This is a genomic window from Mycobacterium neumannii, from assembly GCF_002245615.1.
GTDB classification, from domain to species: Bacteria; Actinomycetota; Actinomycetes; order Mycobacteriales; family Mycobacteriaceae; genus Mycobacterium; species Mycobacterium neumannii_A.
The window spans coordinates 108252-130482 of record NZ_NKCO01000002.1; the positions used below are offsets into that span (position 1 = coordinate 108252).

The following is a 22231-nucleotide window of genomic DNA, read 5'->3' on the forward strand; positions in this document are numbered from 1 at the left end:
TGTTAGTTGGTCGAACGATTGGAGTGGGCCGATGAGGGCGATCGTGTGCCGGGAGTACTGCCAACCCGAAGATCTGGTGCTCGACGAACTTCCCGATCCGACACCGAAACCCGGTGAGGTTGTGATCAGGGTGCGCGCGGCCGCGGTCAACTATCCCGACGTGTTGTTGATCGGCGGCAACTATCAGGTCAAGGTGCCGCCACCGTTCAGCCCCGGCAGCGAGATGGCCGGAGAGGTGATCGCCGTCGGTGACGGCGTCGACTGCCGCGTCGGTTCCCGAGTGACGGCGACGACATTCGTCGGCGCCTTCGCCGAGCAGGCGGTGGTGGACGCACGCGCGGTGTCGCCGATACCGGACGGCGTCGACTACGACGTAGCCGCAGCGTTTGGTGTCACGTATCGGACCGCGTTCTACACCTTGCGTACCGTCGCGCCGGTACAACCGGGTGACTGGGTCGTCGTGCTCGGTGCGGCCGGGGGCGTCGGACTCGCCGCGGTCGATGTCGCGCGACTGCTCGGCGGCAGGGTGCTGGCGGCGGCTTCGGGTCGAGAGAAGCTCGATCTGTGCCGCGAGCGCGGCGCCGAAGCATGTGTGGACTACGACCGCGAAAACCTGCGCGATCGGATCAAGGAGATCACCGGCAAGGCCGGCGCACAGATCGTCGTCGACCCCGTCGGCGGACCGTACTCCCTGCCCGCGCTGCGCGGCCTCGGGCGGGGCGGAACCTTCGTCACACTCGGCTATGCGGCCGGCGAGATTCCATCTGTTCCCCTCAATCTGGTTCTGCTGAAGGGTATTACAGTCCGTGGCATGGAGATCCGCACCTTTGCGTCAGACTACCCGGAAGAGGTGGTACGCGACGACGAGGAACTACACGCCCTGTACGCCGAAGGCAAGCTCCGTCCCTACATCGGCGCCCGGTTTGCACTCGACGACGCCGCGGCCGCCTTGCGTCACGTCGCCGAGCGCAAGGCGTTGGGCAAGGTCGTCATCGACATCTAGGTCGTGCGCCTAGTCCAGAGCCGCCAGCGCGGCGCAGGTGTCGAGGTCGATGAACGCGGCCGAATACCGTTGCGCCAGCGCCAGACAGATGTCGGCGCCTTGCCACCCGTCGCCGCCGGAGAGCGTCGCCATCCAGATGGCCAGCCCGTGTGCGACCGACGCGCGGTACCGCAGCCACACTTCCTCGGCCGACGGGAGTTCGGCGGCGGGCAGAGTGAGCGATGCGCGGTACTCATCGAGCAGGTCGCGTTCGGCCCGCCTGCGGTCCTCGATCGTCAGCGCCCCCTGCAGGAAGTAGCCGAGATCCAGGGACCAGTTACCGCGTCGAGCCATCTGCCAGTCCAGGAACCCCACCTCGTCATCGGGCAGCACATAGGTGTTGCCGATGTGCGGATCGCCGTGCAGCAGGGTCGGGGCGGACGTCGAGGATCCAGTCAGGGTGCCGATGTAGCGGGCCCAGATGTCGACGAACAGGTCGGTGCCGCTGAGGCCGAGTATCTGAGAGGAGACGGTGTCGCCCAGTCGATCTCGGGCGATGTCGAGTGGCGCATGCTCGAGTCCTTCGAAGGCGACGAACGGCTCGAGCCAGTCCAGCGCCGGGTTCGCGGTCAGCCGCTCACCCCAGAACTGGCTGTGCATGCGCGCCAGTCCGCGGACGCCGTTGGCGACCTGCTCGACCGACATCGGCCGGGTGGAGTCGCGGGGGTCGGCGCCGCGCGCGACGACGTCCTCCATGATCATCACAAAGTTCGAACCGGGCTCGTCGATCAACGCGGCGTAGACGGTCGGATGGTCAAGCGGCAGCGACACACCCGAACTGAACAGCCTCGGCTCGTGGAACAGGCCGCTGGTGAGAGCGACGAGTTCGGCGTGGTCGGGGTCGACGGCCTTGGCGAACACCGTCTTCGGACCCGACCCCGTCGAATACTTCAGCGCCAGCCGCGCCCGGCGATTGGTGCCGTCGTCGCGCAGCGCGACGCTGACGTCCTCGACGGTGGCGCCCGGGAAGTGCTTCCCGAGCGCCGCCGTCATCCACCCCGGTGTGATCTCCCCCCAGCTGCGCGGAAGCGACAGCTCGGCAGCGGTCATCTGGGTGCCTACTTGAGGCAGCTGCCGCCGTCGACCGGCAGCGTCACCCCGGTGATGTAGCGGCTCTCGTCGGAGGCCAGGAACAGCACGGCGTTGGCGATGTCCTCGGGCTCGACCCAGCCGATCGGCAGCGTGTGCATCATCTGGCCGACGACCTTCATATCGTCGGGACCCGGATTCTCCAGGTCGGGACGGAACAGTTTCATGGTGCCCTCGTTCATGAACAACGGGGTGTTCACGTTGGTCGGGTGCACGGAGTTGACGCGGATGTTCTGGGCGCCGAGCTCGACGGCGAAGGTTCGCATCAGGCCCACCACACCGTGTTTCGCGGCAACGTAGTGGCCGGTGTGCGGGTAGGCCTTCAGGCCGCCGACCGAGCTGGTGAGGATGATCGAACCGCCGCGTCCACCGGCCAGGATGTGCGGCACGCCCGCCTTGACGGTCTTCCAGACGCCGGCGAGGTTGACGTCGATCATGTCGGTCCAGTCTTCTTCGCTGGTCTTGTCCAGCGTGGCACCGCCGTTGCCGATGCCGGCATTGGCAACGATGATGTCCAGCCGGCCGAGTTGCTCGACACCTGTGTCGACGGCGGCCTTGAGTGCTTCGAAGTCGCGGGTGTCGACCTCGGCGGTGTAGATGCGTCGGTTGAGGCCCTTCACCAGATCGGCGGTCTCGGCAAGGTCTTCGGGCGTCGACAGTGGAATCTGCACGCTGTCGATCTGCTTGCAGATGTCGACGGCGATGATATCGGCGCCTTCCTGCGCCAGCCGTACGGCATGGGCGCGGCCCTGGCCGCGGGCGGCGCCGGTGATGAAAGCGACCTTGCCTTCAACGCGTCCGGTCATCGGTTACCTCAATTCGTTGTCGTAACAGGGGGTTTGGGTTCTATTTCGAGTTGACAAAGGTGGGCATGGTTTCCCAGCCGCGGACCGCGGTGGTCGGCGATGGGCGCGCGTTGGGCCAGTCGACCTCCCAGGTCGGGAATCTCTTGAGGATTTCCTCGAGCGCGATCCGGCCCTCCAGGCGTGCCAGCGCGTTACCCATGCAGAAGTGGGTTCCGGCGCCGAACGTCATGTGCGAGTGCAGCTCTCGGTGGATATCGAAGACGTCGCCGTCCGGCGGGAAGCGGCGATGGTCGCGATTGGCCGCGCCGACCAGCATCAGCATCGCCGATCCCTCGGGCACCGTCTGGCCGTAGTACTCGACGTCGCGTGTCACGTACCGGGCGATCTGCAGCGCCGGCGGTTCCCAGCGCAGGATCTCCTCGATCGCTTGCGGGATGAGGGCCGGGTCGGCGACCAACTCGGCGCGCTGGTCCGGATAGTCGGCGAGTGTCTTTCCGGCCCAACCGATCAGGCGTGTCGTGGTTTCGCTGCCCGCGGTGGCGATGACCGTCAGGTACATCAGCAGTTCCTCGCGGCGAAGTCGGCGACGGGTGCCGGTCTCGTCTTCGAACTCGGCGTTGAGCAGGTCGGTCATGATGTCGTCGGAGGGATGCTCGGTGCGGTAGTCGATGAATTCGGCGAACACCTCACCGCTGGCCATCAGGTCGACTGAGTCGCTCTGCAACGTCGCCTCACCGTGCTCGGTGACGCGGCGCTGGTCGGCTTCCGGTATGCCCAAGAGCATTCCGATGACCCGCATCGGCATCTGCGCGCCGAGATCGTTGACGAAGTCGAATTTGTCCGTGCCGGTCAACGGGTCCAGGCATCCGGCGGTGAACTCGCGGATCTGGGGTTCCAGCGCCTGCACCTTGCGCGGGGTGAACACCCGGGACAGCAGGTTGCGGTGGATGTTGTGGATCGGCGGATCCTCGAAAATCAGTGTGCCCGGGGGGATCTCCATCCCCGACTTGATGATCTCGAGCAACGCGCCGCGACCCGAGATGAAGGTCTGATGGTCGATGACGGCCTTGTTGACATCCTCGAACCGGCTCAACGCGTAGAAGTCGTGTTTGGCGTTGTAGTACAGCGGGGCCTCTTCGCGCAGGCGCGCGAAGACCGCGTACGGGTTCATGTTGAGTTCGATGCTGTACGGGTCGTAGTACAACTCGTCCTGTTCCGCATCGTGCACGTCGGGATTTTCAGCGCTGATCGTCACCGGATCGCCTCTCGCCGGTCAGGTCGCGTAAGACAGTGGGCTGGCATTTGTCTCACAACTCTGGCATTCGTCATGAAGGAGTGTCAACAAGGGATTCAAATCGGAATATTTAAGCTCTTCGCTCAGAAGAATACGATTCTCCGCACCGCCTGTCAGGCACCGTTCCGGGGCGCGGTGGGAGCGAGAACGCGATTCTCGCGCCAGAGGTGAGAACGGAGTTCTCCGCCTACTGGGCGGCAAATCCGTGCGAGACGAAGTCCCAGACCTCGTCGGCGGTGATCGGATGCGTGGTGCCGTCCTCGGCACCGTTGGACTGTGCCACGAACATGACCGTCTGCATGGTCATGGCCGCCATCCGCTTCGGGTTGATACCCTCCCGCAGCTGGCCCGCCTCACCGGCCTCTTCCATCAGCTCGGTCAGCAGCGCGAGCAGCGGCGCGTGTGCGATCTTGACCTCGGCGGGGTGCGAGAGCAGGAGCCGAGGGGCGAAGTCGGTGAACAGCGGGCGCTTAGCCGTCGGGTCCGGACGCGAGGATTCGAAGAGCAACTGCACGGCGACCTTGAGTCGCTCGATTGGCTCGTCCTCGGTGGTGGTGGCGGCGCGGATCTGGTCTGCAGACCGACTCAGTGCGTCCTCGAAGAGGGCCAACAGCAGCTCGTGCTTACCGTCGAACTGCAGGTAGAAGCTGCGGAGCGACTGCCGCGAGCGGTCGACGACCTCTTGGACGGTGAAGTCGGTGCTGCCCTTTTCGATGATGATCGCCTGCGCGGCGTCCAGGAAGCGCTGCACGCGTTGCGCGGCCCGTAACTTCGCGGTTTTGATCGACCGTTCGACCGCGCGCTGCTTCCAGGCAGGCTCCTCGCTGGGGCTCGTCACCGGCGGCTCAGACGCCGGCCGGGTGGGGAGAACATGAACTGACTGTACCGGAGAACGTCTCGCCATTGCGGTCCTCGACCCCCTCGCGGCCAACGTGTCAGAGATTGTAACTTTCTCACGATGAGAATAGTATTCTCATTTTGGAGATAACAATAGTCCTACCAAAGATTTGATCCGGCGGGAGTCCCGTGCAGCTCACCTTCGATGCTGATGTCGAGGCGTTCCGCGCCGAATTCAACGCCTTCCTCGACGAACATCTTCCCCCCGATGCCGTCGCCCTGGAGCGGTCGCGGTCCAGCAGCGACGTGCCGGGCTGGGCCCGCGACTGGCAACGGCTGATGTTCGACAACGGATGGCTGCTGCCGGGCTACCCGCCGGAGTTCGGCGGGCGCAACGCGACGATCCTGCAGCAGTATGTCCATCAGGAGGAGCTGGCGCGCCGGCGGGTGTATCTGACCTACAACGTGCAGGGCGTCGGGATCATCTCGGCATCGCTGATCTCGTTCGGGACACCCGAACAGCAGCAGCGCTGGGCGGTGCCGATCCTCCGCGCGGAGATCACCGCGTCGCTCGGGATGAGTGAACCGGGCGCCGGATCGGACCTGGCGTCTCTGCGCACCACCGCGGTGCGCGACGGGGACCATTTCGTCGTCAACGGGCAGAAGGTGTGGACCTCGGGGGCGCACGACGCCGACGTCCTGCTGACTTTCGTTCGTAGCGATCCGAAAGCGGCCAAGCACAAGGGCATCAGCGTGCTGATGATCCCGACGGACCTGCCCGGGGTGGTGCGACGGCCGTTCGCGTCGCTGTGCGGCACCGACGACCTGGATTTCAACGAGGTCTTCTTCAACGACGTCCGGGTGCCCGCCGAGAACCTGGTGGGACCGTTGAACGAGGGTTGGCGGGTCGCCAACGGCTCGCTCGGGCACGAGCGAAACATGCTGTGGCTCAGCTATGCGGACCGCCTGCAAGAGCTGGTCGAGGACTACCGTCCCACCTCGGTCCTTGATCGTGACCGGTACGCCGGGCTGGTGATGGACAACCAGGCGCTGCGCCTTCTCGGTTCGGTGGCACTGGCCCGCGCCGCGCGTGGCGACGAGGACGCGGCCGCGCTGTCGGTGCTCAAACTGTTCGGTTCGGAGGCGTCGCAGGCGGCGACCGAGTACGCGCTGGGCGCCGCGGGCGCCGACGCGCTGGATCACCCGACGTTCTCTGGGCCGTACAGCGCGCAGCATCTCGAGCTGTACCGGTGCGGGTGGTTCGAGCGTTACGTCCGCACATTCGGCGGCACCATCGCCGGTGGCACCTCCGAGATCCAACGCAACATCATCGCCCAGCGGTTGCTGGGACTGCCTCGAAACTAGAAGGACTGCAACATGTACATCGAGTACGAGGTCGCCGATCGCATCGCGACCATCACCCTGAACCGGCCCGAGGCCGCCAACGCGCAGAACCCGGAGCTGCTCGACGAACTCGACGGGGCATGGACCCGCGCGGCCGAGGACCCCGAGGTGTCGGTGATCGTGTTGCGTGCCAACGGGAAGCACTTCTCGGCCGGACACGACCTGCGCGGCGGCGGACCGGTACCGGACAAGATCACGCTGGAGTTCATCATCGAGCACGAGGCGAAGCGCTATCTGGAGTACACGCTGCGCTGGCGCAACGTGCCCAAGCCGTCGATCGCCGCGGTGCAGGGCCGGTGTATCTCCGGAGGGCTGCTGCTGTGCTGGCCGTGCGATCTGATCATCGCCGCCGACGACGCCCAGTTCTCGGACCCGGTGGTGCTGATGGGCATCGGCGGTGTCGAATACCACGGCCACACTTGGGAACTCGGACCGCGGAAGGCCAAGGAGATCCTATTCACCGGCCGCGCGATGACGGCCGAGGAGGTCGCGGCCACCGGCATGGTGAACAAGGTGGTGCCTCGCGACCAGCTCGACTCGGAGACCAGGGCGATGGCCGAGCAGATCGCGAAGATGTCACCGTTCGCGCTGCGCCAAGCCAAGCGTGCCGTGAACCAGACGCTCGACGTGCAGGGGTTCTACGCCGCCATCCAGTCGGTGTTCGACATCCACCAGACCGGCCATGGCAACGCGCTCAGTGTCGGCGGATGGCCGGTGCTGGTGAACCTCGACGAGATGAAAGCCAGCATTCAGTAATCCTTTGTGCCGCGAGCGTGCGTGTTTGCACACAACATGCCGCCAATTTTCGTCACTTTGCGCGCGCTCACGCGGCGCGAGCGTGACGAAGTTGTCGATCGACCCTCGCTACGAGATCCGCTGGCCGGTGTCGCACATCGTCGAAGACGATGGCGATGACGGTCCATCCGACGTCCTGCAAGGCGAGTTGACGCCGACGGTCGTTGCGTAACACGTCGGGTTCGGTGTGCCAATCGATGCCGTCATACTCGACCGCGACGCCGAAATCGGGCCAGGCGAAGTCGAGACGTCGTAGCTGTCCGTTGCCGTCGACGACCTCGTACTGCAGTTCGGGCATCGGCAAGCCACCGTCGATCATCGCAAGTCGCGCTTCACTTTCCATCGGCGACTCGGCGCGCGCGTCGGCGAGAGGCAGAAGGTCGCGCACCGCGACGATGCCGCGCCGACCGGCCTGTCGAATTGCCGCGCGCCACAACTCCGCCCGGTTGCAGGTGCCTGAGCGGAGCGCGGCGTCGAGCGTTGCTAGCGCACGCGGCCGACGCAAGGTGCAGGCCACTTCGATCGCGGTCCACGCCGGGGACGTGGCGAGCCGCCCGGCGGCCTGCACCAGCGGCGCGCCGTCGCGGCGGTGCACGACCAGACCGTCTGCCTTGCGCAACTGGTGACCGGGCGGATTGAGGACGTGAAGTTCGTCGGGTTCTTCGGTGTCGAAGCCGAACAGAGCGGCCGCGGTCGACAGGCATACCGGGACCGTTGTGCCACACGAGAGGTCCAGGCCCCGCAACCGCATGTCGTCGCTCGGCTCGCCCAGACAGTAGATCCCGTGCCAGAGTCGCTCGAGATACCTGGCTTTCAGTACCGATTCGAACGTGTATCGAGGAATGATCGCCAGGATCTGGCCGCTGGTCGCCACTCCACCTTGCTCGTCGAACAACTGCCCCAGGGCGGTATCCATGACGGCAATCGTCGCGCCGACGCGGCAACACCTCGGACGCGAAGAATGCCGTCTGTGGATGAATCTGATGTTGTGCACCGTCGAGGCTGCACGAGCGTGCGCAAAGTGTCGAAATTCCGCGGCGTGTCGTGTGCAGACGCGCACGCTCGCGGCAAAGGGAGCTAGAGGTGGGCCAGCCTCGGGACGGAGCCTCTGGCCCGCAGGCCGGCTCCGGCTCTCTTGGTGAGTTCGCGTGAGCTACCGAGCAATCCGTCGAGCACGAGGACTCGTTTGACGTGCCGGTGCAGATCGTGTTCGGCGGTGAAGCCGATGCCGCCGAGCACCTGCTGGCAGTGCTTGGCCGCCGTCATCGCCGCCTTGCCCGCCGCCGCCTTGGCCAACATCGCGGTGAGGTCCGCACTTTCCGTACCGGGTAGGCCCAGCGTCGCCTCGGCGCCTTCGATCGCCACGAGCGTCTCGGCCAGCCGGTGCCGGATCGCCTGGAACGACGCGATCGGCTTACCGAACTGGACGCGATCCAGTGCGTGCTGACGGGCCAGCGCCAGCATGCCCCTAGCCGAACCGACCAGCCACCAGCCCACCGCGCGACGGGCCTCGCCCATCCGCATCAACTCGCCGTCGGGCACGCGGCGAAGCGGCAGGTCACCCAGCGTCGGCTCGGTGTTGGCAGTGCGCTCCCACACCACCCAGCCACCGCCGGTGTACGGCATCGGCGGTGTGCCGCCGGGCAGTCCGCCGATGGTCTCCAGCAGCACATCGTTGAGAACAGAAGCGTGCGAACCGGTTTCACCCAGCAGCCGGAATACCAGCGGAATCGCCTGGTCGGGCGTGTCGGCCAGCATCTCGGCCCAGCCGAGTTCCGCGAGTGCCGCGTCCAACTCCGCCCCGGAGACCGACAGCATCGTCTTGCGCAGGGTGTCCTCGAGCATCGCCAGTGATTCGGCGTCCAAACCGGATTCCACTCCTCACTCCTTACCGAGATCGAGCAGGCGACGGGCGATGATGTTGCGTTGCACCTCGGCGGTTCCGCCATAGATGCTTGCCGCCCGCGAATACAGGTATTCGGTCCGCCACGTGTTGTCTTCGAGTTCGATGCGCCCGGGCAGCAGATCGCGCACGGTGTCGTAGAGCCGCTGTTCGGCGCCGGCAAGCAGCACCTTGTCGATCGACGTGTCCGCACCGAGCTTCTGTCCCTCGCCCAGCCGGTGCTGGGTGGCGCGCGAACGGCAACGCACTGTGTGCAGCGCGAGGTACACCTCGCCGAGGTCGGAATCCGACGCGGTGCCAAGGCCTTTGACTTCGTTGACGAGATCGTCGAAGCGCGAGTACAGGTAGGCGATGCGCTGCCAGAAGCAGGTGGAACGCTCGTAGGGGAGCAGGTCCATCGCCAGCTTCCAACCGTCCCCGGGATTGCCCAGCATGCGATCCGCAGGCACCACGACGTCGTCGAAGTACACCTCGCAGAACTCGTCGACGTCGTGCATCGTGCGCAACGGGCGCACCGAGACACCCGGGGAATCGAGGTCGACGAAGAACGCGGTGATCGCCTCGTGATTGGCTGTGTTCGCGTCGCCGGTGCGGGTGAGCAGGATGCACCGCGTCGCGTACTGCGCGAAGCTGGTCCACACCTTCTGGCCGTTGATCACCCAGTTGTCACCCTGGGGCACAGCGCGGGTCGTCAACGACGCCAGATCACTGCCCGAACCGGGTTCGGAAAAGCCTTGGCACCATGACTCTTGACCCGACAGCAACCGCGGCACCATCTCGGCGGCCAGTTCGGGCCGCGCGTAGTCGATCATGGTCGGTGTCAGCACGTCGAGCATCGAGTACGGGCCCGGATGGTCGAGACCGCGTCCGACAACCTCCTCGCCGACGATGGCGCGAAGGATGTCGGGGCCGCCCAGCCCGCCGGCCGATTCCGGCCAGCCGTAGCGCATCCAGTCGGCGTCGTACAGCGCCTTGAGCACTCGCAGGTGCTGGGCTTGATGCGCGTCGAGCGAGTCGTCGTCGGCGGGCGGGGTCAGGTCGTTGGCGTCGAGCCATTCCCGCAGCGCCGTGCGGAATGCCGCGGGCTCGAAGAGCTCTGTCATCCTGCTTCCGGCCTTCCGATCGCATGTGGGCGGCCGGAGTCGTGGTCACCGCTGCGCCGAATGAACGTCATGGCACGGGTTTTCAACCGCCAGCCCTCATCGGTGCGTACGTAGGTGTCGTTGTAGTAGCCGATGCGCATGTCGTGCTTGGAATGCTCGATGAAACACAGCGGCTGAGTGCCCGACGCCTTGTCGGCGTCGTCGGGGTCGAGATGCACCAGCGACGTGCCGGTCATGAACAGGCCCTTGGGTGCGGCCTCGACGAGCTCGGGGAACCGGTTGAGCGTGTAGGTGGAGCCGAACGCGCTGTACGTCCCGTCGGGGGTGAACACCGATGTCAGACCCTCGATGTCGCCCTGGGTGATGGTGACGGCGTACTTGGCCAGCAGCTGCTGGATCTCGACGAGATCGTCAGTTCGAGTCATGTCGGAAGACCTTACCGCCCTTCATTACAAACTTGACATCCCGTGTAACCCCGATGTCGGCGAGGGGATCACCGGGGACCGCGATGATGTCCGCGAGGTACCCCTCGGCGATGCGGCCCAGGTCGGTTCTGTCGATCAGATCGGCGGCGACGACGGTGGCCGCGCGCAGCACGGCGGCGGGTGGCATGCCCCAGTCCACCAACGTGACGAGCTCGTCGGCGTTCTTGCCGTGCGGAATGGCCGGAGCATCGGTGCCGACCGCGATCTTCACACCCGCTTCGTATGCGGCTTTGATCGACGTACGCGCCTTGGGGAACATCTCGGCGGCCTTGTCCTGCAGCGCTTTCGGGGCCCGGGATACATCCATGGCCTCGGCGAGGCGACGCGTGGTCACCAGAAATCGGTCGTTGTCGACGAGCATCTGGATGGCTTCGTCGTCCATCAGGAAGCCGTGCTCGATACAGTCGATACCGCATGCGACGGCGTGCTTGACCGCCTCGGCTCCGTGGGTGTGCGCGGCCACCTTCAGCCCACGTCGGTGTGCCTCGTCGACGATGGCCCGTAGTTCCTCGTCCGAATAGTGTTGTGCGCCAGCCTCTCCGGTCAGCGACATCACACCGCCGGACACGCAGACCTTGATCAGCTGCGCGCCGTGCTTGATCTGGTAGCGCACCGCCTTGCGAATCTCGTCGACACCGTTGGCGATGCCCTCCTCGACCGTCAGTTCCAGCGCGCCGGGCATGAACGCGGCGAACATCGTCGGATCGAGGTGGCCTCCGGTCGGGGTGATCGCGTGGCCCGCCGGGACCACCCGCGGACCATCGATCCAGCCTGCGTCGATCGCCTTGCCCAGCGCGACGTCGAGCAGGTACCCGCCGGTCTTGACGAACAACCCGAGGTTGCGAACCGTGGTAAAACCCGCCCGCAAGGTGCGCCGGGCATTGCCGACGGCCCGCAGCACCCGGGTCGCGGGGTCGTCCTGGACCTGGGACAGGCCCGGGTTCTCGCCCCGGCCGCCCATCAGGAGATTGACCTCCATGTCCATCAGGCCGGGCAGCAGGATGGCGTCACCGAGATCGATGACATCGCCCTCGGCCGCGCCGCCGACTCCTGTTGGATTGTCGGCACCGCCGACGGCTGCTGAATTGTCGGCACCGCCGACGGCGACAATCCGGTCGTCGTCGATCCGGACGATTCCCGGCCGGACGATCTCACCGGCGTCGACGTCGAGCAGACCCGCGGCTTTGAGGGTCAGCATCGATGAGCCGGTTGCGTGAAGGGCATCTGCACCGTCAGACCACCGGCTCCCTGATGCAGGTGATGTAGGTGGCTCCGCTGTCGAGCACGCGCGGCTGCTTCCACACCTCGATCGGGAACGACACGTTGACCAGCGACTGCATCATGTGGATGAGAGCCTTTGCGTCCTCGGGCATTCCGTCCAGCGGGAAGCGGGCGTCGCAGTACTCCATGACGGCCTCGAGGCGCTCCATGCCGGCGTCGTAAAACTCCTGCATCTCCTCCATCGTCGAGGACAGGCGCTTCTGGTAGCGCTCCTCTTCGTTGGGCAGGCACCAGTCGGTGAACCGCTCCAGGTCGGCGAATTCTTCCGGCAGCTTAGGCATTGATCGCGTCCTTCTCGCTCGCGGTTGCGGCGGCCTGTCCGTTGGTGAGGCCCTTTTCCTTCTTGTAGGCGTTCACGTGGTCCCACGCGGTCTTGTGCAGGTGACGCAGCAGCACCTCCTGGTCGCACAACGGGAAGTCCTTGACGACACGGGTGTTGATCATCGTCTGGGTGGCTTCGAGGGTGTTGGCGTCCTGGAACGCGTACTCCTTGAACGTCACGGCCGCAAGCTCGTGGGCGAGTCGCTCGCGCGTGTTCGTCGCGGGCACGAAGTACAGGGTGCACTCGAAGATGTGCTTGTCCACGTCGGTGGGCCAGTAGTGGTAGGTCAGGTACCAGCCCGGCGCCCACAGCAGCAGCGTGAAGTTCGGGAAGAACTCGAAGGAGTCCTGACCCCAGGCGTGGTGCCGCGACGGGTTGACCGCGGGCGGAAGTTCTTCGGGCAGAATGCCCTTGATCTTCGGCCGGTCCCACGGACCGAACAGGCCGCTGTGCAGGATCCGTTCGATGGGCTTGACCATGTTTATGTCCTTCGGCGGGCTCATCCCGCCCCACGAGGACACCATGGAGTGCCTGCCCTTGATGTCGTAGGCCAGTGCCTCGAAGCCGTAGCTGGCCAGCTTCTCGGCCTCCTCCTTGACCGCCTGCTTCATGTGCAGGATCGGCGCGTGATAGAACTCGACGAACGCGTCGATGAACAGCTTCCAGTTCGAGTTGACCTCGGCCCGATAGGAATACGTCTCGGTCATCTCGTGGAAGGGATAACCCTCCAGCCCCTTGGCAAAGTCGCCCAGGTATTCGGTGAGCGGTTCGGCGTCGTCGTCGAAGTTGATGAAGATGAAACCTTCCCACACTTCGCAGCGCACCGGCACCAACCCGTAGTCGGCCTTGTCGACGTCGAAGAACTCGCCCTCCTGCTGGATGAAGGTCAGATCACCCTTGAGGTTGTAGCGCCAGGCGTGGTACTTGCAGGTGAACTGGCGGCACGTGCCCGAGACCTCCTCGCCGGGGTAGTCGTTCCACACCAGCTTGTTTCCGCGATGGCGGCACATGTTGTGGAATGCGCGCACCTCGTCGCCGTCCTTGACGATGATCACCGAGGTGCCCGCACCGGCCGACGGCATCTCGCGCGTGAAGTAGCTGCCCTTCTTGGGAAGCCGCTCCACTCGTCCCACGTTGAGCCAGCATTTGCGGAAGATGGCCTGCTGCTCGAGCTTCCACTGTTCCGGGTCGATCGAATCGGTGTAGTCGACCGGCGCGGTGCCCAACTCGGGCCAGTGCTCGGTCCAGCTACCCTCTTCTGGTTTTGGGAAAAATGCCACGGTGTCTACCTCTCTGCGAGATTTTCGGAGTCTGGTTCTACGCCGAAAGTGTTGATGGCCATGGCCAGTGCGCCATAGCAGCCGATGGTGAAGACGAGGTCCATCAGCTGACGATCCTCGAGGTGTTCGGACAGGGCGGCCCACGTCGCGTCGGAGACATTGGCGCTGTCCTGAAGTTCGTCGACCGCACGCAGTACGGCCCGGTCGAGCTCATCTGACGCCTCACCGCGTTGGACGGCGTCGATGACCTCGTCCGTCAGGCCCTCGTCGCGGCCCATCTCGACGTGGTGGCGCCACTCGTACTCGCACGTGGTCAGATGCGCGACGCGTAGGACCGCCAACTCGCGCAGCCGCGGCGGCAGCGTCGACCCGTACAGCAGGTGGAAGTTGAACCGCAGGAAGGCGCGGGTCAACTTCGGATGGCGGACCATCGTCGCCAGCAGGTTGCCCGCCCGCTCGGGATTGCGCCGTTCGGGAGACATGCTCGACAGGGCCTGCTCGACGGATTCGTCCCACTCTGCTGCGGGCAGCGGCGGCACGCGCAAGGCGTCTCCTTCCTGTGTGCTCTCGGTGATGAGAATCAGGTTCTCATATTTCGCCAATAGATTTCCACCTTTCTTGCCGATGGTCAACGTTCGAGGCCATCGGTGGTGGTCACACGGGTGCCCCGCAGGGTCTAACTGCCCTGACAGGAGGCCATAGGGTGGCTTTCGGACATTGATTCTCGTAGGGTGAGAAGATAGTTTCCTCACACTGAGCACAGTCCGGATAGTTAGCCTCGGGGGACGCGACGAAAGGAACGGGCATGAACAAGGACGACATGATCTTGATCAGCGTTGATGATCACATCGTCGAACCGCCCGATATGTTCAAAAACCACCTGCCCAAGAAGTACATCGATGAGGCGCCGCGGTTGGTGCACAACCCCGATGGTTCGGACACCTGGCAGTTTCGTGACACGGTGATTCCGAATGTGGCGCTCAATGCGGTGGCGGGCCGGCCGAAGGAGGAGTACGGCCTGGAGCCGCAGGGGCTCGACGAGATCCGGCCGGGTTGCTGGCAGGTCGATGAGCGGGTCAAGGACATGAACGCCGGCGGCATCTTGGGGTCGATGTGTTTTCCGTCGTTTCCGGGTTTTGCGGGTCGGTTGTTCGCCACTGAGGATCAGGAGTTCTCGCTGGCTTTGGTGAAGGCCTACAACGACTGGCATGTCGAGGAGTGGTGCGGGGCTTATCCGGCGCGGTTCATCCCGATGACGCTGCCGGTGATCTGGGATCCGACCGAGTGTGCCAACGAGATCCGGCGCAACGCCGAGCGCGGTGTGCATTCGTTGACGTTCACCGAGAACCCGGCGGCGATGGGATATCCGAGTTTCCACGATTTCGATCATTGGAAGCCGATGTGGGACGCGTTGGTCGACACCGAGACGGTGCTCAACGTGCACATCGGTTCGTCGGGGCGGTTGGCGATCACCGCTCCGGATGCGCCGATGGATGTGATGATCACGCTGCAGCCGATGAACATCGTGCAAGCCGCGGCCGATCTGTTGTGGTCGCGTCCGATCAAGGAGTACCCGACGCTGCGGATCGCGTTGAGTGAGGGCGGCACGGGGTGGATTCCGTACTTCCTGGAGCGGGTGGATCGCACCTATGAGATGCACTCGACGTGGACGGGTCAGGACTTCGGGGGCAAGTTGCCCAGTGAGGTGTTCCGCGAGCACTTCCTGACCTGTTTCATCGCCGATCCGGTCGGGGTGGCCACCCGCAACGCGATCGGGATCGACAACATCTGCTGGGAGGCCGACTACCCGCACAGCGATTCGATGTGGCCCGGCGCGCCCGAGCAGCTCAACGAGGTGCTCACCGCCAACAACGTGCCCGACGACGAGATCAACAAGATGACGTTCGAGAACGCGATGCGCTGGTATCACTGGGATCCGTTCACCCACATCACCCGCGAACAAGCCACCGTGGGTGCCCTGCGCAAAGCCGCCGAGGGCCACGACGTCTCGATCCAGGCCCTGTCGAAGAAGGAAAAGACCGGCGCGTCGTTCGCCGACTTCGCGGCCAGCGCCAAGCAGGTGACGGGCAACAAGGACTAAAGAGGTCTGCAAGTATCGGAAGTTCCGGCCGCTGGGCCGGAAGGAGCGTCTTCCAGTGCGCCGGTGCGGAAGCTGCCTTCACGCGCCGGCGCACTGCTCTGCGAGACGATGACAAGAGGAGAACCACCGTGCCCGGCGGGATGAGTTTCGAGCTGACCGAGGACCAGGAGCTGATCCGCAAGTCCGTCCGTGAGTTGGCGAGCAAGTTCGACGACCACTACTGGATGGAAAAGGACCTCGCCCACGAGTTCCCGCGGGAGTTCTACGACGCGATCGCCAAGGGCGGCTGGCTCGGGATGACCATCCCCGAGGAGTACGGCGGGCACGGCCTGGGCATCACCGAGGCAACGTTGTTGCTCGAGGAGGTGTCGCGCTCCGGCGCCGCGATGAACGGCGCCAGCGCCATCCATCTGTCGATCTTCGGGATGCAGCCCGTCGTCAAGCACGGCTCCGACGAGCTCAAAGCCGAGACGCTGCCGCGGATCGTCAACGGCGATCTGCACGTCTGCTTCGGCGTCACCGAACCCGGTGCGGGCCTGGACACCTCGCGCATCACCACCTTCGCCAAGCGCGAAGGCGACAAGTACCGGGTCAACGGGCGCAAGGTGTGGATCTCCAAAGCGCTGGAGTCCGAGAAGATCCTGCTGCTGACTCGGACCACCCCGTTCGACGAGGTCACCAAGAAGACCGACGGTATGACGCTGTTCCTCACCGACCTCGACCCCGACCGCGTCGACATCCGGCCCATCAAGAAGATGGGGCGCAACGCCGTCAGCTCCAACGAGGTGTTCATCGACGACCTGATGGTGCCCGTCGCGCACCGGGTCGGCGAAGAAGGCAAGGGCTTCAAGTACATCCTGGACGGCCTCAACCCCGAGCGGATGCTGATCGCGGCCGAGGCGCTGGGCATCGGTCGGGTCGCGCTGGAGAAGGCCGTGAAGTACGGCAACGAGCGGCATGTGTTCAACCGGCCGATCGGGATGAACCAGGGCCTGCAGTTCCCGCTGGCCGACTCCCTGGCCCGCCTCGATGCGGCCGAGTTGGTGCTGCGCAAGGCCACCTGGCTCTACGACAACGGCAAAGCGTGTGGGCGCGAAGCCAATACGGCCAAGTACCTGTGTGCTGACGCCGGTTTCGGCGCGGCCGACCGGGCCCTGCAATTGCACGGCGGCATGGGTTACTCGGAGGAGTACCACGTCTCCCGCTACTTCCGCGAGTCGCGGCTGATGAAGATCGCACCCGTGAGCCAGGAGATGATCCTCAACTTCCTCGGCGAGCACGTTCTCGGGCTGCCGCGCAGCTACTGACGATGGAGCCCTGACTGATGGTCAACTATTTCGACTTGTCGGGCCGTTCGGCGCTGGTGACCGGTGCCGCCGGCGGTATCGGCTCGGCGGTCGCGCAGGCCCTGGCCCACGCGGGCGCCGCGGTGCTCGTCACCGACATCGACAAGGACGCCGCAGCCGCGGTGGCGCAACGCATTTCAGCCGACGGTGGGCGCGCCGAGGCCACCGCGCTCGACGTCGCCGATCGGGACTCCGCCGATGCCGCTGCCGCACAGGCGGCCGCTCTGGCCGACGGTGCCCTGCACATCCTGATCAACAACGCGGGCGTGACCAAGCTGGCGATGTTCGAGAAGACGACGCAGGAGTCGTTCCGCCTGTTGTTCGACATCCACGTGATGGGCGCGTTCAACGTCACCCAGGCCGCGCTGCCGCACATCCCGACCGACGGCACCGGCCGCATCGTCAACGTCACCTCGGCGGCCGGCCTGACGGGCACGCTCGGCCAGGTCAACTACTCGGCGGCCAAGGCGGGCATCATCGGGTTCACCAAATCCCTTGCGCGCGAACTGGCCACCAAGAAGATCATGGTCAACGCGCTGGCGCCGCTGGCAGCGACCCCGATGACCGAGACCATTCGCACCAATGAGAAGTTCTCGGCGAACATGATGAACCGCATTCCGATGAAGCGGTGGGCGGACCCGGAGGAGGTCGCCGGCGCGTTCGTGTTCATGGCGTCCGACGCCGCGTCCTACATCACCGGACAGGTGCTGCCGGTCGACGGCGGAATGGTGATGTGAGCGCCGCAGCGCCACTGAGCGGCGTCACGGTCGTCGCGATGGAACAGGCCGTCGCCGCGCCGATGTGCACCCGGGTGCTCGCTGACTTCGGCGCCCGCGTGATCAAGGTGGAGAACCCCAAGGGGGGTGATTTCGCCCGTGACTACGACGACGTGGTCAACGGCCCCGGTGGGTTGGCCGCACACTTCGTCTGGTGCAACCGCGGTAAGGAGTCGGTGACGCTGAACACCAAGGCGCCCGAGGGTATGGACCTTCTGCACCGCCTGCTGGATCGGGCGGACGCGTTCGTGTCCAACCTCGCGCCGGGAGCCACCGCGCGGATGGGCCTGGCCCCGGCCGACCTTGCGGCCCGTCACCCCAACGTGATCCCCGTCGAGATCGACGGGTACGGCCCTGGTGGTCCCATCTCGCACAAACGGGCCTACGACCTTCTCGTGCAGGCGGAGTCGGGATCGTGCGCGGTCACCGGCTATCCGGGGATGCCGGCCAAACCGGGACCCGCGATGGCCGACTTCTCGACGGGCCTGTATGCGGCGATCTCCATCCTGGCGCTGCTGGTCGGACGAGCCAGGGGCGATGCCGGGGCCGCGAGTCCGTCTGTCGCGCTGAGCCTGTTCGACGTGATGACCGACGTGATGGGTTATCAGTTGACCTACACCCAGCATTCGGGCATCGACCAGGAACCGCTCGGCGTCGGCTCGCCGGCGGTCGCGCCCTATGGGGCGTTCCCGACGCGCGACGGTCAGACGGTGGTGCTGGGCACCACTAACGACCGGGAATGGCAGCGGGTGGCCCGCGAGATCATCGACCGTCCCGACCTCGCCGAGGATCCCCGCTTCGCCACCAACCCCGACCGGTGCGCCCACCGCGAGATCCTCGAGGAGGCCATCGGATCCTGGTGTGCTCAACGTGATCTCGCCGAAATTCAGAAGATCGCCGACGACGCCGGAATCGGCAACTCGCGATACAACGTGCCCAGCGAGGTCGTCGTGCACCCCCACCTCACCGCTCGGGACCGGTGGCGCACCGTCGCCACGCCCAAGGGAGACATCCGCGCGCTGCGCCCGCCGCCGGTGATCACCGGCTTCGAACAGCCGATGGGGGCGGTGCCCGGTCTGGGCGAGCACACCGACACCGTCCTCGGCGAATTAGGCCTCACGGCAGAAGATCTCGCGCGGTTGCGCGCGGACGGAGTGATCGGACCCGCGTACTCGTGAGCGGTGACGTGCTGTTGACCTCCGACAGCGACGGGGTGCGGACCCTGACGCTGAACCGGCCGGACCGCAAGAACGCGATCAACGCGCAGCTGTGGGAGGAGCTGGCCGATGCGCTGCGGGCGGCCGCGCGCGACACCGCGCTGCGCGCATTGGTCATCACCGGGGCGGGTGGGGCGTTCTGCTCGGGCGCCGACATCGGCGTACCCGAGGACATCCACCCGCGGCACAAGCTGCGCCGGCTCACCGACGTCGCGCTGGCGCTGCACGAACTATCCGTGCCCACCATCGCCAAGGTGACCGGGGTTGCCGTCGGGGCGGGCTGGAACCTGGCGTTGGGCTGTGACTTCGTGGTGGCGACACCGGAAGCCCGGTTCTGCCAGATCTTTTCGAAGCGCGGCCTGTCGGTCGACCTCGGCGGTTCATGGCTGCTGCCCAAGATGGTGGGTCTGCAGCAAGCGAAGCGCCTGGTGCTGCTGGCCGACATGATCGACGCCGAGGAGGCCCACACGCTGGGCTTGGTCACCTGGGTGAAGCCCACGGACGAGATCGACGGCTTCGTCGCGGATCTGGCGGCACGGCTCGCAGCGGGCCCACCGGTCGCGCTGGCGCAGAGCAAGGCGCTGCTCAACGACGGGGCCAACGCCACGCTGCGGGAGGCGCTGGCCAACGAGGCCCGCGCCCAACCGGGCAACTTCGCCACCGCGGATTCGACGGAGGCCTATGCCGCGTTCGCCGGGAAACGCGAGGCCGTATTTACTGGTCGATGGGCGCTCGGGCCCGGATCGGAGAAGAACAATGCGTGAAACCGTAATCGTGGAGGCCGTGCGCACGCCGGTCGGCAAGCGCAACGGCGGACTGTCGGAGATGCATGCCGCCGACCTGTCCGCGATCGTGCTCAACGCGCTGGTGGAGCGTGCGGGTATCGATCCCGACATCGTCGACGACGTGGTGTGGGGTTGCGTCTCTCAGGTCGGCGACCAGTCCAGCAACATCGGCCGCTATGCGGCGCTCGCGGCGGGCTGGCCCGAAACCATCCCCGGCACCACGGTCAATCGCGCCTGCGGATCCAGCCAGCAGGCGCTCGATTTCGCTGTCCACGCGGTGATGTCGGGTCAGCAGGACGTCGTGGTCGCCGGAGGGGTCGAGGTGATGAGCCGGGTGCCGCTCGGCTCGGCGCGCGCCACCGGTATGCCGTACGGCCCCAAAGTCCTGGAGCGCTACGCCGATTTCTCCTTCAACCAGGGCATCTCGGCGGAGTTGATCGCCCAGAAGTGGGGCTTCTCGCGCACCCGGCTTGACGAGTACTCGGTGCGCTCACACGAATTGGCTGCCGCCGCGCAGGACAAGGGTGCGTTCGAATCGCAGATCATGCCGGTGTTCACCGACGGTGAGCCCGTCGTCGCCGACGAAGGCGTGCGGCGGGGGAGCACGGTCGAGAAGCTCGCGGGGCTCAAGCCGGCGTTCAAGGACGACGGCGTCATCCACGCGGGTAACTCGTCACAGATCTCCGACGGTGCCGCAGCACTGCTGGTGATGGCCGCCGACAACGCCGTGGCGCTGGGCCTGAACCCGATCGCGCGCTACCGCGCTGGTGCGGTCACCGGCGCCGACCCGGTGCTGATGCTGACCGGTCCGATCCCGGCGACGGAGAAGGTTCTGCACAAGGCCGGAGTGGCCCTCGACGAGGTCGGTGTGTTCGAAGTGAATGAGGCGTTTGCGCCGGTGCCGCTGGCATGGCTGGCCGAGACCGGCGCCGACGAGAACAAACTCAACCCGCTCGGCGGGGCAATCGCATTGGGACATCCACTCGGGGCTTCGGGCGCGGTGCTGATGACGCGGATGCTCAACCATATGCGCGACAACGGGATTCGGTTCGGCCTGCAGACCATGTGTGAGGGCGGCGGAACCGCCAACGCCACGTTGGTCGAACTCATCGCGTAGCGACCATCGCCTAGCGGCTTGATAGAACCCATCGCTGGCGATGGTGCCCCAACACGTCGCCTGACTTCACGGGAGGACCCGCGTGCAGAGAAGCCTGTTCACCGACGACCATGAGGCGTTCCGCGAACTGGCCCGTGACTTCGTCGAAAAGGAAGTGGTCCCGCACTATCCCGAGTGGGAGAAGGGCGGCCGCATGCCCCGCGAGGTTTTCAAACAGATGGGGTCGCTGGGCATGCTCGGCATGGCCATCCCTGAGGAGTACGGCGGAGGTGGTACCTCCGACTACCGCTACAACGTTGTGCTGCAAGAGGAGGCGGCGCGCGCACTGGTCACGCTGTCGACCGTGCGCACCCAGCTCGAGGTGATCCTCCCGTACTTCCTGCACTATGCCAACGAGGAGCAACGGAAGCGGTGGTTTCCCGGACTCGCCGTCGGTGAGCTGCTGACCGCCGTCGCGATGACGGAACCGGGCACCGGATCCGATCTCGCCGGTGTGCGCACCACCGCGGTCCGCGACGGTGACGACTGGATTCTCAACGGCGCCAAGACGTTCAACACCGGCGGTATGCAGGCTGACCTGGTGATCGTGGTGGCGCGGACCTCGACCGATCCCGACAACCGGCGCAAGGGGCTCACACTGTTCGTCGTCGAGGACGGAATGCCCGGGTTCACCCGAGGCCGCGAGCTGGAGAAAATGGGCTGCAAGGTCCAGGACACCGCCGAACTCTCGTTCGTCGACGTCCGCGTGCCGGCAGCCAACATGCTGGGCGCAGAAGGCGAGGCCTTCAGCTACCTCGGCCACAATCTGCCCCAGGAGCGGCTCACCGTCGCGGTCGGATCGGTCGCGCAGGCGCGCTCGGCGATCGCGGCTGCGATCGAGTACACCAAGAGCCGCAAGGCATTCGGGACTCCGGTGGCGTCATTCCAGAATACGAAGTTCGAGTTGGCGGCCTGCTCGGCGGAGGTCGAGGCCGCACAGGCGATGCTGGATCGCGCGGTGGCCCTGCACGTGGACGGCGAGTTGTCGGGCGCGGATGCGGCCCGCGTGAAGCTGTTCTGCACCGAGATGCAGCAGCGTGTCGTGGACCGCTGTCTGCAGTTGTTCGGCGGCTACGGCTACATGATGGAGTATCCGATCGCGCGGTTGTACACCGACGCCCGCGTTGCGCGCATCTACGCCGGCACCAGTGAGGTGATGAAGGTGATCATCGCCAAGTCGCTCGGCCTCTAGCGATTTCGGTGCACTTC

The 22231-nt window shown here is 65.6% G+C and carries 22 protein-coding genes; 10 read left to right on the plus strand and 12 right to left on the minus strand.

From position 1 onward, the window contains the following. Positions 1 to 31 precede the first annotated feature (31 nt). Positions 32 to 1003, plus strand: coding sequence for an NADPH:quinone oxidoreductase family protein (locus CEX88_RS03170; protein ID WP_094292385.1), 972 nt, complete (start codon positions 32 to 34; stop codon positions 1001 to 1003). Positions 1004 to 1012: 9 nt separating this feature from the next. Here CEX88_RS03170 and CEX88_RS03175 read toward each other — a convergent pair whose 3' ends face one another. The 4 genes from CEX88_RS03175 to CEX88_RS03190 all read right to left on the minus strand — a co-directional run bounded on the left by CEX88_RS03175 (position 1013) and on the right by CEX88_RS03190 (position 5135). Further along, on the minus strand, positions 1013 to 2092 hold the full coding sequence (locus tag CEX88_RS03175) for a phosphotransferase (RefSeq protein ID WP_094292386.1): 1080 nt from the start codon (positions 2090 to 2092) through the stop codon (positions 1013 to 1015). Between the two features lie 8 nt (positions 2093 to 2100). Beyond that, a complete protein-coding gene (locus CEX88_RS03180; RefSeq protein WP_094292387.1) occupies positions 2101 to 2937 on the minus strand; it encodes a mycofactocin-coupled SDR family oxidoreductase in 837 nt (278 codons plus the stop codon). Between the two features lie 40 nt (positions 2938 to 2977). Then, positions 2978 to 4108 carry a cytochrome P450 gene (locus CEX88_RS03185; RefSeq protein ID WP_231984719.1) on the minus strand — a complete coding sequence of 377 codons (1131 nt, stop codon included), beginning with the start codon at positions 4106 to 4108 and terminating at the stop codon, positions 2978 to 2980. Positions 4109 to 4418: 310 nt separating this feature from the next. Beyond that, positions 4419 to 5135, minus strand: a complete 717-nt coding sequence (locus CEX88_RS03190) for a TetR/AcrR family transcriptional regulator (protein ID WP_082961723.1) — start codon at positions 5133 to 5135, stop codon at positions 4419 to 4421. A 122-nt stretch (positions 5136 to 5257) separates the two neighbouring features. On the opposite strand from CEX88_RS03190, the gene CEX88_RS03195 reads away from it, so the two are divergent. After that, positions 5258 to 6433, plus strand: coding sequence for an acyl-CoA dehydrogenase family protein (locus tag CEX88_RS03195; protein WP_094292388.1), 1176 nt, complete (start codon positions 5258 to 5260; stop codon positions 6431 to 6433). A gap of 12 nt (positions 6434 to 6445) precedes the next feature. Beyond that, a complete protein-coding gene (locus tag CEX88_RS03200; protein ID WP_068201034.1) occupies positions 6446 to 7228 on the plus strand; it encodes an enoyl-CoA hydratase in 783 nt (260 codons plus the stop codon). Between the two features lie 67 nt (positions 7229 to 7295). Here CEX88_RS03200 and CEX88_RS03205 read toward each other — a convergent pair whose 3' ends face one another. From CEX88_RS03205 to CEX88_RS03240, 8 genes are all read right to left on the minus strand, one after another. Next, positions 7296 to 8183 carry a hypothetical protein gene (locus CEX88_RS03205; protein ID WP_094292389.1) on the minus strand — a complete coding sequence of 296 codons (888 nt, stop codon included), beginning with the start codon at positions 8181 to 8183 and terminating at the stop codon, positions 7296 to 7298. A 161-nt stretch (positions 8184 to 8344) separates the two neighbouring features. After that, the gene (locus CEX88_RS03210) at positions 8345 to 9112 is read right to left on the minus strand and encodes an acyl-CoA dehydrogenase family protein (protein ID WP_202931368.1); all 768 of its coding nucleotides are present in this window, start codon (positions 9110 to 9112) and stop codon (positions 8345 to 8347) included. Positions 9113 to 9148: 36 nt separating this feature from the next. Continuing rightward, positions 9149 to 10273, minus strand: coding sequence for an acyl-CoA dehydrogenase family protein (locus tag CEX88_RS03215; protein ID WP_094292390.1), 1125 nt, complete (start codon positions 10271 to 10273; stop codon positions 9149 to 9151). Continuing rightward, positions 10270 to 10698, minus strand: a complete 429-nt coding sequence (locus tag CEX88_RS03220; protein ID WP_064417397.1) for a nuclear transport factor 2 family protein — start codon at positions 10696 to 10698, stop codon at positions 10270 to 10272. Before CEX88_RS03220 ends, CEX88_RS03215 begins: the two co-directional genes overlap by 4 nt. Further along, positions 10685 to 11956 (minus strand): metal-dependent hydrolase family protein, encoded by a 1272-nt coding sequence (locus CEX88_RS03225; RefSeq protein WP_094292391.1) that lies wholly within the window; start codon positions 11954 to 11956, stop codon positions 10685 to 10687. Before CEX88_RS03225 ends, CEX88_RS03220 begins: the two co-directional genes overlap by 14 nt. A 34-nt stretch (positions 11957 to 11990) precedes the next feature. Next, complete coding sequence (locus tag CEX88_RS03230) at positions 11991 to 12320, minus strand: hypothetical protein (protein WP_066845268.1); 330 nt, start codon at positions 12318 to 12320, stop codon at positions 11991 to 11993. Continuing rightward, complete coding sequence (locus CEX88_RS03235) at positions 12313 to 13641, minus strand: aromatic ring-hydroxylating oxygenase subunit alpha (RefSeq protein WP_068201024.1); 1329 nt, start codon at positions 13639 to 13641, stop codon at positions 12313 to 12315. Before CEX88_RS03235 ends, CEX88_RS03230 begins: the two co-directional genes overlap by 8 nt. Before the next feature lie 5 nt (positions 13642 to 13646). Continuing rightward, positions 13647 to 14186 carry a carboxymuconolactone decarboxylase family protein gene (locus tag CEX88_RS03240; RefSeq protein ID WP_094292548.1) on the minus strand — a complete coding sequence of 180 codons (540 nt, stop codon included), beginning with the start codon at positions 14184 to 14186 and terminating at the stop codon, positions 13647 to 13649. A 260-nt stretch (positions 14187 to 14446) separates the two neighbouring features. Here CEX88_RS03240 and CEX88_RS03245 point away from each other — a divergent pair, with 260 nt between their 5' ends. From CEX88_RS03245 to CEX88_RS03275, 7 genes are all read left to right on the plus strand, one after another. Beyond that, complete coding sequence (locus tag CEX88_RS03245; protein ID WP_094292392.1) at positions 14447 to 15742, plus strand: amidohydrolase family protein; 1296 nt, start codon at positions 14447 to 14449, stop codon at positions 15740 to 15742. A 140-nt stretch (positions 15743 to 15882) separates the two neighbouring features. Further along, positions 15883 to 17049, plus strand: a complete 1167-nt coding sequence (locus tag CEX88_RS03250; protein ID WP_066845275.1) for an acyl-CoA dehydrogenase family protein — start codon at positions 15883 to 15885, stop codon at positions 17047 to 17049. 17 nt (positions 17050 to 17066) lie between these two features. Continuing rightward, positions 17067 to 17825, plus strand: a complete 759-nt coding sequence (locus CEX88_RS03255; protein ID WP_094292393.1) for an SDR family NAD(P)-dependent oxidoreductase — start codon at positions 17067 to 17069, stop codon at positions 17823 to 17825. Further along, positions 17822 to 19042 (plus strand): CaiB/BaiF CoA transferase family protein, encoded by a 1221-nt coding sequence (locus CEX88_RS03260; protein WP_094292394.1) that lies wholly within the window; start codon positions 17822 to 17824, stop codon positions 19040 to 19042. The genes CEX88_RS03255 and CEX88_RS03260 overlap by 4 nt, the downstream gene beginning before the upstream one ends. 8 nt (positions 19043 to 19050) lie before the next feature. Beyond that, on the plus strand, positions 19051 to 19845 hold the full coding sequence (locus CEX88_RS03265; protein ID WP_094292549.1) for an enoyl-CoA hydratase/isomerase family protein: 795 nt from the start codon (positions 19051 to 19053) through the stop codon (positions 19843 to 19845). Then, positions 19838 to 20983: a thiolase family protein gene (locus CEX88_RS03270; RefSeq protein ID WP_068201015.1), complete on the plus strand. Its 1146-nt coding sequence runs from the start codon at positions 19838 to 19840 to the stop codon at positions 20981 to 20983. Before CEX88_RS03265 ends, CEX88_RS03270 begins: the two co-directional genes overlap by 8 nt. A gap of 82 nt (positions 20984 to 21065) precedes the next feature. Beyond that, on the plus strand, positions 21066 to 22214 hold the full coding sequence (locus CEX88_RS03275) for an acyl-CoA dehydrogenase family protein (RefSeq protein WP_094292395.1): 1149 nt from the start codon (positions 21066 to 21068) through the stop codon (positions 22212 to 22214). Positions 22215 to 22231 lie beyond the last annotated feature (17 nt).

Bases quoted from the DNA above. Each gene is read 5' to 3' on its own strand.
- CEX88_RS03250 (WP_066845275.1), top strand. From the start codon at position 15,883: ATGAGTTTCGAGCTGACCGAGGACCAGGAGCTGATCCGCAAGTCCGTC.
- CEX88_RS03180 (WP_094292387.1), bottom strand. From the start codon at position 2,937: ATGACCGGACGCGTTGAAGGCAAGGTCGCTTTCATCACCGGCGCCGCC.
- CEX88_RS03205 (WP_094292389.1), bottom strand. From the start codon at position 8,183: ATGGATACCGCCCTGGGGCAGTTGTTCGACGAGCAAGGTGGAGTGGCG.
- CEX88_RS03175 (WP_094292386.1), bottom strand. From the start codon at position 2,092: ATGACCGCTGCCGAGCTGTCGCTTCCGCGCAGCTGGGGGGAGATCACA.
- CEX88_RS03215 (WP_094292390.1), bottom strand. From the start codon at position 10,273: ATGACAGAGCTCTTCGAGCCCGCGGCATTCCGCACGGCGCTGCGGGAA.
- CEX88_RS03225 (WP_094292391.1), bottom strand. From the start codon at position 11,956: ATGCTGACCCTCAAAGCCGCGGGTCTGCTCGACGTCGACGCCGGTGAG.
- CEX88_RS03210 (WP_202931368.1), bottom strand. From the start codon at position 9,112: ATGCTCGAGGACACCCTGCGCAAGACGATGCTGTCGGTCTCCGGGGCG.
- CEX88_RS03245 (WP_094292392.1), top strand. From the start codon at position 14,447: ATGAACAAGGACGACATGATCTTGATCAGCGTTGATGATCACATCGTC.
- CEX88_RS03230 (WP_066845268.1), bottom strand. From the start codon at position 12,320: ATGCCTAAGCTGCCGGAAGAATTCGCCGACCTGGAGCGGTTCACCGAC.
- CEX88_RS03255 (WP_094292393.1), top strand. From the start codon at position 17,067: ATGGTCAACTATTTCGACTTGTCGGGCCGTTCGGCGCTGGTGACCGGT.
- CEX88_RS03190 (WP_082961723.1), bottom strand. From the start codon at position 5,135: ATGGCGAGACGTTCTCCGGTACAGTCAGTTCATGTTCTCCCCACCCGG.
- CEX88_RS03170 (WP_094292385.1), top strand. From the start codon at position 32: ATGAGGGCGATCGTGTGCCGGGAGTACTGCCAACCCGAAGATCTGGTG.
- CEX88_RS03270 (WP_068201015.1), top strand. From the start codon at position 19,838: ATGCGTGAAACCGTAATCGTGGAGGCCGTGCGCACGCCGGTCGGCAAG.
- CEX88_RS03220 (WP_064417397.1), bottom strand. From the start codon at position 10,698: ATGACTCGAACTGACGATCTCGTCGAGATCCAGCAGCTGCTGGCCAAG.
- CEX88_RS03200 (WP_068201034.1), top strand. From the start codon at position 6,446: ATGTACATCGAGTACGAGGTCGCCGATCGCATCGCGACCATCACCCTG.
- CEX88_RS03185 (WP_231984719.1), bottom strand. From the start codon at position 4,108: ATGAACCCGTACGCGGTCTTCGCGCGCCTGCGCGAAGAGGCCCCGCTG.